Genomic DNA, 14,691 nt, shown 5'->3' on the forward strand with positions numbered 1-14,691 from the left:
AAGTCCCGGAATTGAACCGTCCCTCCGAAATCACCACCCAGTTGGCAGCGGCCTGCCTCGGAGCCGGGGTGATCACCACGGTGGCCGTGGCACAGGGCCAGAACCCCTTCACCGCGTTGGGGATTACTCTGTTCTCAGCCGTGGCTGCTGTGATGGTGGGACAGGTTTTCTGAGCACGGTCAGACCGCTGACAGCGGACGCTTAAGCTTCCCGCGCTGTCATCTGAATCCCTGTGCTCGATCAGCGTCTGGTGCGAGAGAACCCTGAGCTGATTGCCGCTCAGCTGGGGCGTCGAGGCATGGATGTCGATCTCAGTTCCCTGCAGCAGATCGCTCAGCATCAGAGGGATCTTGAAGAACAACGCAGCACCCTGCAGGCGGAGGGCAACCGCATCGGCAAGGACGTTGGCCAGAGAATCAAAGGCGGAGCTGATCCCCAGGGATCCGAGGTTGCTGAACTGCGTCATCAGGGCAACGCCATCAAGCAGAAGGTGTCCGTTCTCGAGGACGAGGAAAAGGAACTTGCCTCGCAGCTGAAGACAGAGCTGCTCACCTTTCCGAACCTGCCTTCGACGGAGACTCCCGATGGCAGGGATGAAAACGACAACATCGAGGTGCGCCGCTGGGGCCAGCCCCGCGAACAGGAGGGCCTGGAGGAGCACTGGGCCATTGCTGACCGTCTCGGCCTGCTGGACAGCGAGCGATCCGTGCGCATCGCCCAGAGCCGGTTCGTGACCCTGTTCGGTCAGGGAGCACGGCTGGAGCGCGCTCTGATCAACTTCATGCTGGATCTGCACAGCGACAAGGGCTATCGCGAGGTGCTGCCCCCCGTGCTGGTGAACAGCGCCAGCCTCACCGGATCAGGTCAGCTTCCGAAATTTGCCGAGGAGAGCTTCCGTTGCGCGGATGATGATCTCTGGCTCACACCCACCGCGGAGGTGCCGGTCACCTCTCTGCACCGCGACGAGATCATCCCAGCGGATCAGCTGCCTCTCAGATATGTGGCTTACAGCCCATGCTTTCGCAGAGAGGCGGGCAGCTACGGCAGAGACACCCGAGGGCTGATCCGCCTCCACCAGTTCAACAAGGTGGAGCTCTACTGGTTCACGCACCCCGATCACTCAGCTGAAGCCCACGATCAGATCACAGCGGATGCTGAAGCGGTGCTTCAGGCACTGGAACTCCCTTACCGGGTACTGGAACTGTGCACGGGTGATCTGGGGTTCTCCGCATCGCGCACCTACGACCTGGAGGTCTGGCTTGCAGGCGCCGGTGCCTATCGCGAGATTTCCAGCTGCAGCGTCTGCGGAGATTTCCAGGCACGACGTTCTTCGATTCGAACCAAGGAAGGAAAAGCAACCCGACTGGTGCACACCCTCAATGGCAGCGGTCTGGCGATCGGCCGCACGATGGCAGCCCTTCTGGAAAACGGTCAGCAGGCCGATGGCAGTGTTGTGATTCCTCAGGCACTTGTGCCTTACTTCGGGAACGACAGGATCCAGCCAGAATGACCGCACTGAAACGGTATCCATGAACGTTCTGGCCTCACTGCTGGCTCTGGGGCTGTTGATCGTCATTCATGAAGCGGGCCACTTCTTTGCAGCCCGGCTGCAGGGCATCCGTGTGAACGGCTTCTCAGTGGGGTTCGGACCGGCTTTGCTGAAAACCGAACGCGATGGGGTGACCTACGCCCTGCGGGTGCTCCCGCTGGGTGGTTTTGTCTCCTTTCCAGAGGATGACGAGGAAAGTGACATTCCCAAAGACGATCCCGATCTGCTGCGCAACCGACCGATCCCCCAGCAGATGCTTGTGATCAGTGCGGGCGTGCTGGCCAACCTGCTGCTGGCCTGGTTGGTTCTGGTGGGACACACCGCCAGCACTGGAGTACCTGGAGAGCCAGGCCCAGGGGTGATGGTGATGAGCGTTCAGGGTGGTGAACCGGCGGCTCTGTCAGGGTTGAAACCCGGTGACCGCATTCTGTCGATCGACGCCGTTGAGCTGGGCCGAGGAGAAACAGCTGTACAGGCCGCGGTCGATCCGATCCGCAACAGCCCTGGGCAGTCGCTCACGCTTCAGGTGCTGAGGAACGATGTTGTCTCCCCGCTGCAGCTCACTCCTGAGGATCAGCAGGGGGTGGGTCGCATCGGCGCCCAGCTTCAGGAGGTGGTGAGCAGCACCAGCAGGCCCGTGCGCTCGCCCATGGAGGCACTCAGGGTCTCCAGCCAGCAGTTCAGTGCTCTGTTCAGCAGGACCGTTTCCGGCTATGCGGGACTGTTCACCAACTTCGGTGCCACTGCACAACAGGTTTCAGGCCCTGTGAAGATCGTGGAAATGGGAGCCCAGCTCTCGAGTCAGGGGGGGTCGGGTCTCGCCCTTTTCCTCGCTCTGATCTCCATCAATCTGGCGGTCCTCAACGCCTTGCCGCTGCCGTTGCTCGATGGCGGCCAACTGGTGTTTCTGCTGCTTGAGGGATTGCGTGGACGTCCACTGCCGGAACGGTTTCAGCTGGCTGTGATGCAGTCAAGCCTGCTGTTGGTGCTGGGTCTGAGCGTGCTGCTGATCGTGCGCGACACCAGCCAGCTTCCAGTGGTGCGTCAATTGATCGGCCAGTGAAACTGTATGGTTGCTGGTTGAACTGCTCCTTTTCAGTCGCCGCATGGCCAAGAAGTCGATGATCGCCCGCGATGCGAAGCGCAAGAAAACTGTTGAGCGCTTTGCCGCCAAGCGAACTGCCCTGATGGCCGCCTTCAATGCTGCGGAAGATCCCATGGAGCGCCTCGAGATCCACCGCAAGATTCAGGCCCTGCCACGCAACAGCGCCCCCAACCGCATGCGCAACCGCTGCTGGGCCACGGGCAAGCCAAGGGGTGTGTACCGCGACTTCGGCCTGTGCCGCAACCAGCTTCGTGAGCGTGCTCACAAGGGTGAACTTCCCGGCGTGGTCAAGTCCAGCTGGTGATTCGCCGACCCTCCGCTCAACTCTGATTCCATCCGAGGAGGTGCCTGAACACCTCCTTTTTTTGTGGAACCGGCACACCGAATCCAATTGGATTCAGTGGGATTGACGTTTCAATCCTGTGAAGTGCCAGAATCTCTCTTGACAGAAAGACATAAACAACAGTGCAAGGTCAGACACAGTCGATCTCCTTTGACGGTCGGGAGATACGGCTGACCACGGGGCGGTATGCCCCCCAGGCCGGTGGCTCGGTGATGATCGAATGCGGTGACACCTCTGTGCTTGTCACAGCCACCCGTTCCAAAGGTCGCGAAGGCATCGATTTCCTCCCACTCATCTGCGACTACGAAGAGCGCCTCTACGCAGCAGGACGGATTCCAGGAAGCTTCATGCGCCGGGAGGGGAGACCACCCGAGCGGGCCACACTGATCTGCCGGTTGATCGACAGGCCGATGCGACCCCTCTTCCCGAGCTGGATGAGGGACGACATTCAGATCGTCGCCACCTGCATGTCCCTGGATGAGCGCGTCCCTGCGGATGTGCTCTCAGTGACAGGGGCTTCAATGGCCACGCTCCTGGCGGGCATCCCTTTCCAGGGTCCGATGGCTGCGGTGCGGGTTGGCCTGCTGGGCGACGACTTCGTGCTCAACCCCAGCTTCCGTGAGATCGAACGGGGAGATCTCGATCTCGTGGTGGCCGGCACACCCGATGGCGTGGTGATGGTCGAGGCAGGTGCCAATCAGCTGCCGGAAGGAGACGTGATTGAAGCGATCGACTTCGGATACGAGGCGGTCTGTGAGCTGATCAAAGCCCAGGAATCCATCCTCAAGGACGCCGGGATCAAGCAGGTGAAGCCGGAGGCTCCAAGCGAAGACACAACCCTACCTGTTTATCTCGAGAAAGCCTGCAGCAAGTCGATCGGCGATGTGCTCAGCCAGTTCGATCAGAGCAAGGCCGAGCGCGACGAAAAACTCGATGCCATCCGTGATCAGACCGCTGAGACCATTGAGGGGCTGAAAGAAAACGACCCCGTACGTCAACTGGTTTCAGGGAACGGCAAAGCACTGCCCAACAGCTTCAAAGCCCTGACGAAAAAGCTGATGCGTCAGCAGATCGTCAAAGACGGCAAGCGCGTCGACGGCAGAGGTCTTGATCAGGTGCGTCCGATCAGTGCGGCTGCAGGAGTGCTGCCCAAGCGGGTGCACGGCTCCGGCCTGTTCCAGCGCGGCCTCACTCAGGTGTTGTCGACCGCAACCCTCGGCACACCCAGTGATGCCCAGGAGATGGACGATCTCAACCCCAACACGGAGAAGACCTACCTCCATCACTACAACTTCCCTCCCTTCTCGGTGGGCGAGACCAGGCCGATGAGATCCCCAGGCCGGCGTGAAATCGGCCATGGAGCCCTCGCGGAGCGCGCCATCCTGCCCGTGCTGCCTGCCAAGGACACATTCCCCTATGTAGTGAGGGTTGTGAGCGAGGTTCTCAGCTCCAATGGCTCCACCTCGATGGGTTCGGTATGCGGAAGCACCCTGGCCCTGATGGACGCGGGCGTGCCCCTGAAGGCACCGGTCAGCGGTGCAGCCATGGGTCTGATCAAAGAGGGCAAGGAGGTCCGCATCCTCACCGATATCCAGGGGATCGAAGACTTCCTCGGCGACATGGACTTCAAGGTGGCGGGCACCGACAAGGGCATCACCGCCCTGCAGATGGACATGAAGATCACTGGTCTGGCGATCAACACGGTTGCCGAGGCCATCAATCAGGCCCGTCCTGCCCGTCTCCACATCCTCGAGAAGATGCTCGAGGCAATCGATACCCCCCGCGACGGCATGTCACCACATGCCCCACGCCTGCTGAGCTTCCGGATTGATCCTGAACTGATCGGCACAGTGATCGGTCCGGGTGGGCGCACCATCAAGGGGATCACGGAGCGCACCAACACCAAGATCGACATCGAAGACAGCGGCATCGTCACCATTGCCTCCCACGACGGAGCAGCAGCCGACGAAGCGCAGAAGATCATCGAAGGCCTCACCCGCAAGGTCAATGAAGGCGAGGTGTTCAGCGGTTCGATCACCCGGATCATTCCGATCGGCGCCTTTGTGGAGATCCTTCCCGGCAAGGAGGGCATGATCCACATTTCCCAGCTCTCCGAGGCTCGGGTCGAAAAGGTAGAAGACGTGGTGAAGGTGGGCGACGAGGTCACCGTTCGTGTGCGCGAAATCGACAATCGCGGCCGCATCAATCTGACGCTGCGCGGTGTGCCACAGAATGGCGAGGACACTGAGCCCGAACCTGCGCCCACCCCGGTTGCGCCCCTTTCCTGAGGGGTCTGTTCAGAGCTGAAAACCAGGATCGATTATCTCCATGGCCCGTGCCGCTCGCTGCTCCAGCCCGGCATGGGCTTTTCCATGGCTGGCGATCAGACAGCCTGCCTGACGCACATCCCCCGTGTTGTAGGCGAGCGCACGGCCGTCAGCGTGGGTGAAAGCACCGCCAGCGGCCAGCAACACGGCTTCAGGGGCTGCCATATCCCAATCCTTGGGTGCACTCTTGCCGGAAAGAGAGATGTAGAGATCGGTCTCCCCTCGCAGGATGGTGGCCACCTTGCAGCCGACACTGCCAACGGCCTTGGAGCCGGCAAGCGGGAGAGCGGCGATCAGACGTTCCAGGCGATCGTCGCGATGACTGCGGCTGGCCACCATGATCAGCTCTCCCTCAGCCGAGCGTTCGCTGAAGCGAACAGGACTGCGTTCACCTGTGCGGTTCTCGCACCAGCCGCCATCTCCAACCACTCCGAACCAGAGTTCATCAGCCTCGGGAAGCAACACAACCCCCAGCACCGGCCTGTGCCCCTTCACCAGCGCCAGATGAACAGCGTATTCACCGGTGCCCTGCAGAAAATCCTTGGTGCCGTCGAGAGGATCAAGAATCCAGAGCCATTCAGCAGGCAACGGCTCACCGGCGGTGAGCTGTTCTTTTGCCGTCTCCTCGCTGAGCAGGGTCCAGCCTGCATCCGGGAACTCTGAACGGAGACCCTCGAGCAGCCATTGATTCACGGCCAGATCGGCAGCAGACACAGGCCCTTCGCCGCCATTGTCGACACTGAGAGCACGGGAAAAACCATGGGGAGGCTGCTCACCCCGGGCATACGCCCGGAGAATATCGGCGGCTCCCCAGCAGAGCGTTCGCAGGGCCTTGAGCAGGTTGTCCTGACTGATGCCGGCAGGCAGGTTCATCGCAGTCGGCATCATGGAGAGATCAGGGCGGAGCCATTGTGAAGCAGCGCGCCGAACCGGAAGCGGGGGTTCTTTATCTGGTTGGCACACCGATCGGCCACCTGGGTGATCTTTCACCGAGAGCCAGGGCCCTGCTGGTTGCTGTGGACACCATCGCTTGCGAAGACACACGCCACAGCGGCCAACTGCTCACAGCCCTGGGATCGAAAGCGCGCCGCTGCAGCTTTCATCAGCACAACACACATGGCCGCGTTCCTCAGCTGCTGAGCGAACTCAGCAACGGCCACAGCGTTGCCGTGATCAGTGATGCCGGACTGCCGGGAATCAGTGACCCAGGCGAAGAACTCGTTGCTGCTGCGCGCCAGGCAGGTCATTCCGTGATCTGTATTCCGGGGCCATGCGCTGCCACCACAGCACTGGTCAGCAGTGGCCTGCCGAGCAATCGGTTCTGCTTTGAAGGATTTCTGCCAGCCAGAGGACGCGAAAGACGCGAACGGCTGACCACGGTGGTCGAAGAACAACGCACCACGGTGCTCTACGAAGCTCCGCACAGGCTGGTGAAACTGCTGGAGGAACTCAGGGAGCTCTGTGGCGACGAGCGAGCACTGCAAGTGACCCGTGAACTGACCAAGCGTCACGAACAACAGGTTGGTCCGACCGTGATCGCTGCACTCAGCCATTTCAGAGAGCACTCACCCCAGGGTGAATTCACGCTGGTGCTGGGTGGTGCACCACAACAGCAGGAGGCTTTGATGAGCGATGACCAGTGCCGTCAACGACTCGCCACACTGATCGATCAGGGCATGAAACCCAGTGATGCAGCGAAGGATCTGGCCAGAAGCGCTGGACGATCACGACGTGAGCTCTATGCGTTGATGCATGTCGAGGAGAAGGAGGCAGACTGAAGCAGCTTCACGGAATCCGCGGCATGCTGCTGCGCCTGAGACTGCTTCTGATCACGCTTGGTGGAGGTGCCGCTCTGCTCGTGATTCTTTGTCTTGGCGCGCAGAATCTGAGTGATCGCTACAGACTGAAACTGGGCATCGGAACAACCGCACCCCTTCCTGCAGGGTTCATTGTTGGCGTCAGCACTGTGCTGGGAGTGATCAGTGGCGGCAGCATCGCGGTGGTGCTGATGCCCGACTCGCAACGATGATTCAGGAATCCAGCGAATACATGGCGCCTTCAAGAACAAGCCGTGTGATTCCCCTGGCAAGCAAATGGCGCGACGTGCGCTCAAACACCTGGGTGTCGGGAACCTTGATCACACGCTGACTTCGGCCGCACTGACGCTTGGCTGAGCGTGGACTCGAATAAAGGCAAAGTGCCTGACGCGTTAGCTCCTCAGGGTTCACAACCCCGAGTTCTGGGAAGTCACTGAGCGGTTTTGGATCCAGCTCGACAGTTTTGTCGACCAGCATGTAAACGCTGTCAGGAAGCACACCGGCAGCGAAGGGAAGACAGGTGACCTGCTCCCTGCTCACCTGGGGCAGGTCGACCGACAGCACCGCGATTTCCTGAAACACATCGTCTGTCGAACCATCAAACCCGTCGTCATCGCTCACCTCATCAGCGTCGTCATCGCCGAAGTCATCAGCGTCCTCGAGGGCAAGGGTCGAGAGGCCTTCATCCTCATCTGGCGGAGAATCCACTGGTTTGCGAGGGCTTTCAGGGCCGGAACTGCTCTCGCTGGAGACCTCAACGCCCACAGAGGATTCCGCTGATGCAGGAACACTGTCGGCACGGGCACGAGCAGACTTGAGTTCGTTGTATTCCTCCGGACTCAGCAGCGTGCGCACCGTGCGACTGACGGTGTTCGCGCTGCATCCATAGTGCGTGGCAAGAGCAGCGCTGGTCTCACCGGCGCGATAACGGACCAAAAGCTCCTGTTTTTGGTTGTCAGTAAGCCGGCTGGGTGCCATCGCGACCTTTGAGCAGCTTTCAACCTTAGATGCTGCGCCTGGGCCTGACTGCAAGAATGGACAGGATGCTCCCTTAGCTCAGCTGGATAGAGCAACTGCCTTCTAAGCAGTCGGTCGATGGTTCGAATCCATCAGGGGGCGTGAGTTGTTGCAAGGGTTCTCAAGAAATCTGGGAACCCTTTTTGGATGCCGAAAGGCGAATGTGGACAAGATGCGGACAGATTGACCCCAAACACGGTGCACGGGGGCTTGAACTGGGGTGGGTAGTGATGCACGATGCTTCACCCCTGAAATTTGGCCAAAAACTACTCGAACGGGTGATGTGAATCCAATTGAATCCGGAAATGGTAAAAATCCAAGGAGAGTTGACCTCCACTACCAGAATCAAACAAATGAAATTCTTCTCCTCATTTGCTATCGCTACTGTTATCGGAACAGGCTTACTCGCCACCAAGAGCGCGGAGGCAAAACCCTTTATCTATATTGACAACTACGCATACGGCGGAACAACAGGGCAGTGCCTTAAAAATGCAAAGCAAGTTCTTGAAAATCACAATTTTAATCCCAGCAATGTAAACACAACCCTGCAAAGAGAAAGAGTCGTTAGCATCACAGGCTATCACCAGAAAGAGTATTTAGTGGCAGAAATACAATGTGACCAGAAAATGGGTGTTACGGTTCTTGGTGTTAGTGGGTTGGATAACGATATTACTTATGAATACTATAAGAAGTTGCATAAAGCAGAATGGTGAATGCGAGATTATCGGAGTACCTGAAGCCATGAACACGGGGGCTGAAAGCCAAACAAAACCCTTGAAGGGAAAAGCAGGGCGCTCTAGTTGCGCTGATCCATCTCCCGGCAAAACAACCTCACATCAATCACGCATCGCCAAGTGCGGGGGGTTTCATGCGTTACTGAGGTCGACTCAAACGGGGGAGTCAAGCGCCTGGGAGACCACCTGAATGGGTGATGTGGGTTCTGTTCAGTTCAGCGATGGTGGCTATATCGGAGGGATGCCCCCACTACCTAAATCAATCAAATGAAACTCTTGTCTACCATCGCTGCCGCTTCTGTTGTCGGCGCTGCAGTGTTTATTGCTCCACCGGCTGCTGACGCAAAAGAGAATCACCACCACCATCATCATCATAGAAATCACGAAATAAGAAGAATTCATCGTGAATTCCGCCATGATGTTCGCGAATTTAATCATTACCAGAGAGCATATAATCGTGATTGGCGGCATGCTCGCAGGGTTTACAACCGCGAGGTATATGGCTACCCGAGAGTGTTTCCTGCCTACGGATATAACCACCGCCATCCTGGGTTCGGAATCCAAATCAGCTTCTAATTTGAAATTTCCGTCGGGAAGCCTGAGGCCATTACGAGGTGGCTGAAAGCAATACAAAACCCTTGAAGGGAAAAGCAGGGGGCGTTGAGTGGACGCTATCGATCTCCCGGCAAAACAACCTCACACCGATCACACCCCGCCAAGTGCGGGGTTTTTTAGTGCCCTGAAGCCTCTGCGCCACTGGCTTCCGCGTGAGCTAGCCCAGTCAGGCAGTGGGGTCTGAGCCAATCACCAGATACTCACCAAAACTTCGAGGGGTCTACACCAGGACTGTGCACTGGGCTTCACCAGAAGGGCTGTGACTTTGAAGGAGTCGAGGGGCGCTCTCCCCTGATATCTACTCCACCCAGCCATGTTTGTTAAGTCCCTCTTCATCTACACCCTGTCCCTCACACTGGGCATTGGCGCTGCCGCGCATGCAAAAACTCTGTTGATCGAGCAGCGACTTCAGGAGGCCGCTCAAACCGAGGAATTGGCCTATCGCACTGGCTTTCCGAAGAAGAGCTATCGAATGGGACCCAAGTTCAGCCATGCGCCCAACCATTGGCATCGTTGGACTGTGTGACGGGGATTCACCACCCCGATTGAACGGGGTGACCACCTTGGCTGTCAACGTTTCCACCAGCCTGACTTCTGCATGGTCTCCCAGGCTTCGATTGCTTTGCACACTCGGATGATGGTCAGATGGTCTGCCCACCAAGAAACGAATTCTTTTCAGGCTTTAAGAGTGGTATCTGCGACACTAATGGCATGAAACGACTCCTGCTTTTACTGCCATTCTTGCTTGCAGCACAGCCAGCAACGGCTCAACAGGATCCCAACCACTGTGACTCAATGGTTGGGGCTGCCATGCAGGGATATCAAATATCTAAAGACACGCCATGCATTGACGTAAGCGAAGGAGACTGGCCGAAATCAGCCAAATATTATTCAAAATTTGAGTATTTCTGTATAGGTCGCGAAAGAAACCCAGGCTGCAATTAGCAATCACTTGGCCCCTCAACTCCTTCAAGATCACAGCACTTCTGACACCTGCTAGAAGGCATGGGACGGATTTTGATATTCACTGACCCCGCACGCTGCAAGATCGACATCACCACCTAGGCGGGCAACGCTTCCACCCGCCTGACTTCTGCATCGTTTCCCAGGCTTCGATCGCGTTGTGTCTGAGCATCCGTCTGATCACCAGCTAACCGCCACCGAGTAGCGGCTTGGTCTCGACAACAACCCATTGGGCATGCGCGGTTGGATTCGCGTTGGTGAAGCTACAGAACTTGCCTCCCTGGTCGTTCACCAGCCAGACGACGCCAATCTTTGGAGCATGGCGATCAATTAGCGGGCGTTCCCTGTTTGACATGAGTCCACGATGGCGAAACGCTCCCTGACACCGCAGCGGATTGGATCACCCACAGCAGACTGGAATCTGATTTGCATCGCTGCTGCCCATGCCTTCAGACAAGTTTCCGTGCATTGGGCTAATAACTCTCTGGACCCTGGCGGATCTGAAGCTACTAGGGAAATATGGCTTGAGTTAATGTGACCAGTGGATGCTGAATCCTTCGCTTTGGTATTTAGGCTGGCATGGACTATAATATTTAAAATCAACAAGCATTATGGATTGCTTTTGTCATTCAGAAAAGCTACCAACTACTTCACTTAAGAGAGTGGAATATATAAACACCACCAATAAACTCACAAAACAACCTATATCAAATATTAACCGCCTTGGGCGATTTTTGTTGACTAACTAATTGGTTTAAATCAGAAAAGCACTATGGAAATTTTCTCATAAATTTTACCACAAATTCACCTGTATTTAGAGTGGTGGTGTCAAGACATCCAGTCCATAGTGACTGAAACAAATCAGCTCCATGGAACCTATCACCGCCACCGTCGTCATCATTGCCCTCGTTGCACTAGCCTTCTAAGGATCAACACTAAGGCGGCCACTGTTCAAAGCCATGTGTCAGCAGCGGGTAACCCAGCCTTAGATATTGCATTGTATTTGCAGGGGTCTATTGACTAGCTGACTCCCGCCAAGAAGGCGATCTAAACCTGGTCAAGAGGATCATTATTTTGCACGGAAAGGATCAAGACTGAGAGGTTGCTAAGGACAGCAAACCTTTTCAACCATGGCTTCAACATGCGATAGCAGATGGCAACAAGTAGTCATGCCGTGATTAACTGGCGATATGTACTCCGTTACGAGTGGACAGGATGATCCAGACTCAGCTCACCGCTGCAGCCCTGATACTCGCCTCACTGACTGCACCCGTTAAGGCTGACACAGTAAGAAACGTCCTTTGTGAACTGACTCGTTTAGACAAGAACTCACCTATTGAGGATTTCAAATGCGACTTCACTCAGCTGCAAGGGAACGCGTACATCAGCAGCAACCGCTGGAGTTTTGCTTTTCCCGCAGTGGAACAGGGCAAAACCTATCAACGGCAGAACGGAGATGATTTTGTGAGGTTCATTCGCGAAGGAAAGTATGCACTAAGCATCTATCAGTCAGGTGTAAAAACGTTAAAGACAGGTTTTTGATAGCGACTCCTGCAGAGGGATACGAAGAGACACAACAGTTCTTGAGAACCCCACGTCTAGCAAATCTGCATCCATCTTCAAGATAAGCTATTATAGGCTAGTTTGGATATGCATCGAATGCGGCAATTCGTGCAAAAGAAAATGACGGAATCTTGCTAAAAATTACATTCATGATCTCACAGACTTTAGACACTTGAGCCAATTTCGGCATTGGGGTTGGAAAAGAAATGTATCACCATCGAATCTATAACTAGTCTTTAAAATCACCTCAAACGAATAGTCAGGCTAAAAAATCCCGACATTTAAATGATTGCATACTTTGCAATGGATATGCACGTTGAATTGATTACATCTAAGAATTTCTTCACCACATAGCGCGTCAGAATAGAAAAGCACATTTGCTACTGGCTGACAGCCATTCACGCCACCGCGGCATGGTTTATTGACCAAAATCAGTCGCAATAACAACCAAAAACTTGAATAATTCAAAAAGGCCTGACTTAGATATAGGCAAACCACTGAAATCGTTGCTATGAAACAAATATGCAAGCAAAACCAAAGTCAAATCGAATCAATCCTGACCACTTGTAAAACTGAGCCGAATTGCAATGTCATCAACCAAATACATCCAGGGAATGCACGAAATGCGGAAGCATTTCGGCGAAGCTGCTGATCGATGGATCAAGGCAATTAATGCTATTTACCCTGAATTCGCAAAAGTAAATGTCGAATTTCCATTCGGTGAATTATACCGAAGAGACGTTGTTAATGACAAAACACGTGAACTATGCACTGTAGCAGCATTGACAGTGCAAGGCTTTGCTCTCCCAGAACTGAAAGTGCACATCAAGGGCGCACTCAATACTGGATGCAGTGAAATGGAAATACTTGAAATCATCACTCAAATGATTGCCTATTGCGGATTTCCAGCAGCAACAAATGCGCTGTTAGCCGCACAGGAGGTTTTTGATGAAGTTAAATGCAACTAGCCGGAAAACCATGAAAAACGACGCTGTAAATTTTTGGCGTGTATGGGTCAATGATCAAGGCGTGAGCTGTCAGAACTTGCACTCACTAAAAGGGCATCAGCAATCAGTTTTTGCAAAGGGAGCTGCTCCAATCTGGAGTGCAGTCCATTATAAGGGCAATGCCAAATTGATCACTTTGATATTAATGCCGGGTGAAATCGGGGATTGGCACGAAAATCCAACACCTCAATGGATCATTCCCTTACGTGGGCGCTGGAGCGTTGAGACGATGGATGGAGTCATCATCGAAATGGGTCCAGGAGATATCAGCTTTGGTGGCGATCAGGGAACAACACATGGGAAAGGTCACCGTTCCTGGGCCGTTGGTCAAACACCAGCTGAACTGCTTTTAATTCAAGTACAAGAACCTCCTCCATGGAATCCATGTAGGGAAGTGATTTACTGACTATCTCACCACGGTCCTTCTCACAGTTCTGAACGCGGAGAACCTGATACACACGTTCCAAATGTGCTGTCAGTATCACAGACGACCCCGCACAAATGAGTGGATTGCCAGCGTTGAAACTCACCAACGACTGACACGTTTACGTCAGGAGGGTGCCTGCACGCATTCGGAATGGTGAAAACATTCAAGAATACCTACATAAGCAGACTACAGAAACTGAGGAGCATTGCTATCAAGAATAGCAGGCTTACCGAACTAGATGATGTTCTGGATTTTGGTCATCTTCTGCGTTTCCGCGATTGGAAGCTGTCATTGGTTAACAAGTTTAATCTCATCCCAATCAGAGTCCGCGCAAATGCGTTGGGCTTCCATTGGCGGTGGAGCTGGTTTGGGATATCTGTTTGTACATCTATTGCCGGAGCTGACAAGTGGAGGAGACACCATCAGCCAGGCAGTAGGGATGCATAACTTTGTGCCAAGTGCACTGACAGAGAGCTTGCTTTTCCTCATTGTTCTCCTAGGAGTCTTGATTCCTTATGCATTGGGAGTGATCAGCACGCAAAACCCAACCAGTACTCATTGGATAGGCATAATTCGCCTGGCTCTTTTCTCTCTGGTCAGTTACCTCTACGCATACTCCTTACCATCATTGCTAACAACCGGAATCAGCTACGGCCTGTTATACACAGCGGCAATTAGTGCACACGTTTTACTTGCAGATCGAGTGCTAGATCAAAATCACAAGCAAGCTTTCAGGCGTCGCTTTCGTTGGTTTGGCAGTTCTGCACTTGTTTTAGGAACAATTCATGCTGCAATTTTTCATCCTATCTCTGACTTAACACTGGCTGTGGCCACTGCATTTATTGGCGGAGGGTTGCTAATAAGCGTTTTTCGTGAAGAACTTCCCAATCCCAGTCAATCTCGCCTTGCCTGGTTTTTCCTAGGCTTAATCACTATGGTTACCTTACTCTTGGTTGCAACAGCAAGGCATACCAATGCATGAAGCAGTCACAATTAAAGAAACATGAGAATGCACTAAATACTCAAAATCAACTATAGGTTAAGAACTTCATGCGACACAAACGCCGCCATCACTGGAACTGACCTTGCAGAAGCAGGTCTAATGGTGGCCTCAAGGCGGCCAAGAGTGATCAGCATTGTCGTTGCTGCCTCCAACAAGCCACATTCGCCTTGAACAGATAACTTCTGCTGTCGATGTCGACCTTTTTCCATAGGCACCGATCA

At 54.6% G+C, this 14,691-nt stretch carries 16 protein-coding genes and 1 tRNA gene; 14 read left to right on the top strand and 3 right to left on the bottom strand.

Annotation, left to right across the window (positions count from 1 at the left end):
- The first annotated feature begins 11 nt into the window (after positions 1–11).
- From SIB56_RS08040 to SIB56_RS08060, 5 genes are all read left to right on the top strand, one after another.
- Positions 12–173: a hypothetical protein gene (locus SIB56_RS08040; protein ID WP_413323453.1), complete on the top strand. Its 162-nt coding sequence runs from the start codon at positions 12–14 to the stop codon at positions 171–173.
- Positions 174–232: 59 nt separating this feature from the next.
- Positions 233–1,510 (top strand): serine--tRNA ligase, encoded by a 1,278-nt coding sequence (serS, locus tag SIB56_RS08045; RefSeq protein ID WP_413323454.1) that lies wholly within the window; start codon positions 233–235, stop codon positions 1,508–1,510.
- 19 nt (positions 1,511–1,529) lie between these two features.
- Positions 1,530–2,612 (top strand): RIP metalloprotease RseP, encoded by a 1,083-nt coding sequence (gene rseP, locus SIB56_RS08050; protein WP_413323455.1) that lies wholly within the window; start codon positions 1,530–1,532, stop codon positions 2,610–2,612.
- A 43-nt stretch (positions 2,613–2,655) separates the two neighbouring features.
- A complete protein-coding gene (gene rpsN, locus SIB56_RS08055; RefSeq protein WP_413327233.1) occupies positions 2,656–2,958 on the top strand; it encodes a 30S ribosomal protein S14 in 303 nt (100 codons plus the stop codon).
- A 161-nt stretch (positions 2,959–3,119) separates the two neighbouring features.
- Positions 3,120–5,285 (top strand): polyribonucleotide nucleotidyltransferase, encoded by a 2,166-nt coding sequence (locus SIB56_RS08060; RefSeq protein WP_413323456.1) that lies wholly within the window; start codon positions 3,120–3,122, stop codon positions 5,283–5,285.
- 9 nt (positions 5,286–5,294) lie between these two features.
- On the opposite strand, the gene SIB56_RS08065 is transcribed toward SIB56_RS08060, so the two are convergent.
- Positions 5,295–6,212 (bottom strand): 3'(2'),5'-bisphosphate nucleotidase CysQ family protein, encoded by a 918-nt coding sequence (locus SIB56_RS08065; RefSeq protein ID WP_413323457.1) that lies wholly within the window; start codon positions 6,210–6,212, stop codon positions 5,295–5,297.
- Between the two features lie 23 nt (positions 6,213–6,235).
- Between SIB56_RS08065 and rsmI the strand changes: the two genes are divergently transcribed.
- Together rsmI and SIB56_RS08075 are read left to right on the top strand one after the other, a co-directional pair.
- Positions 6,236–7,102 (top strand): 16S rRNA (cytidine(1402)-2'-O)-methyltransferase, encoded by an 867-nt coding sequence (gene rsmI / locus SIB56_RS08070; protein WP_413323458.1) that lies wholly within the window; start codon positions 6,236–6,238, stop codon positions 7,100–7,102.
- 23 nt (positions 7,103–7,125) lie between these two features.
- Entirely contained in the window at positions 7,126–7,353 is a 228-nt protein-coding gene (locus SIB56_RS08075) for a hypothetical protein (RefSeq protein WP_413323459.1), read from the top strand.
- 1 nt (position 7,354) lies between these two features.
- On the opposite strand, the gene SIB56_RS08080 is transcribed toward SIB56_RS08075, so the two are convergent.
- Complete coding sequence (locus SIB56_RS08080) at positions 7,355–8,119, bottom strand: helix-turn-helix domain-containing protein (RefSeq protein ID WP_413323460.1); 765 nt, start codon at positions 8,117–8,119, stop codon at positions 7,355–7,357.
- Positions 8,120–8,186: 67 nt separating this feature from the next.
- On the opposite strand from SIB56_RS08080, the gene SIB56_RS08085 reads away from it, so the two are divergent.
- From SIB56_RS08085 to SIB56_RS08095, 3 genes are all read left to right on the top strand, one after another.
- Positions 8,187–8,260: transfer RNA gene (locus tag SIB56_RS08085), tRNA-Arg, on the top strand.
- Positions 8,261–8,484: 224 nt separating this feature from the next.
- Positions 8,485–8,871: a hypothetical protein gene (locus SIB56_RS08090; RefSeq protein ID WP_413323461.1), complete on the top strand. Its 387-nt coding sequence runs from the start codon at positions 8,485–8,487 to the stop codon at positions 8,869–8,871.
- A gap of 949 nt (positions 8,872–9,820) precedes the next feature.
- A complete protein-coding gene (locus SIB56_RS08095; RefSeq protein ID WP_413323462.1) occupies positions 9,821–10,033 on the top strand; it encodes a hypothetical protein in 213 nt (70 codons plus the stop codon).
- Positions 10,034–10,561: 528 nt separating this feature from the next.
- Here SIB56_RS08095 and SIB56_RS08100 read toward each other — a convergent pair.
- Positions 10,562–10,642: a hypothetical protein gene (locus SIB56_RS08100; RefSeq protein ID WP_413327235.1), complete on the bottom strand. Its 81-nt coding sequence runs from the start codon at positions 10,640–10,642 to the stop codon at positions 10,562–10,564.
- A 1,043-nt stretch (positions 10,643–11,685) separates the two neighbouring features.
- Here SIB56_RS08100 and SIB56_RS08105 point away from each other — a divergent pair.
- The 4 genes from SIB56_RS08105 (at position 11,686) to SIB56_RS08120 (ending at position 14,449) form a co-directional block, all read left to right on the top strand.
- Positions 11,686–12,012 carry a hypothetical protein gene (locus SIB56_RS08105; protein WP_413323463.1) on the top strand — a complete coding sequence of 109 codons (327 nt, stop codon included), beginning with the start codon at positions 11,686–11,688 and terminating at the stop codon, positions 12,010–12,012.
- Positions 12,013–12,620: 608 nt separating this feature from the next.
- Complete coding sequence (locus tag SIB56_RS08110) at positions 12,621–13,001, top strand: carboxymuconolactone decarboxylase family protein (RefSeq protein ID WP_413323464.1); 381 nt, start codon at positions 12,621–12,623, stop codon at positions 12,999–13,001.
- Positions 13,002–13,011: 10 nt separating this feature from the next.
- Positions 13,012–13,446 carry a cupin domain-containing protein gene (locus SIB56_RS08115; RefSeq protein ID WP_413323465.1) on the top strand — a complete coding sequence of 145 codons (435 nt, stop codon included), beginning with the start codon at positions 13,012–13,014 and terminating at the stop codon, positions 13,444–13,446.
- A gap of 355 nt (positions 13,447–13,801) precedes the next feature.
- Positions 13,802–14,449 carry a hypothetical protein gene (locus SIB56_RS08120; protein WP_413323466.1) on the top strand — a complete coding sequence of 216 codons (648 nt, stop codon included), beginning with the start codon at positions 13,802–13,804 and terminating at the stop codon, positions 14,447–14,449.
- The last annotated feature ends 242 nt before the right edge of the window (positions 14,450–14,691 follow it).

Source organism: Synechococcus sp. MIT S9503, assembly GCF_047304175.1.
In the GTDB taxonomy this organism is placed as follows: Bacteria; Cyanobacteriota; Cyanobacteriia; order PCC-6307; family Cyanobiaceae; genus Synechococcus_C.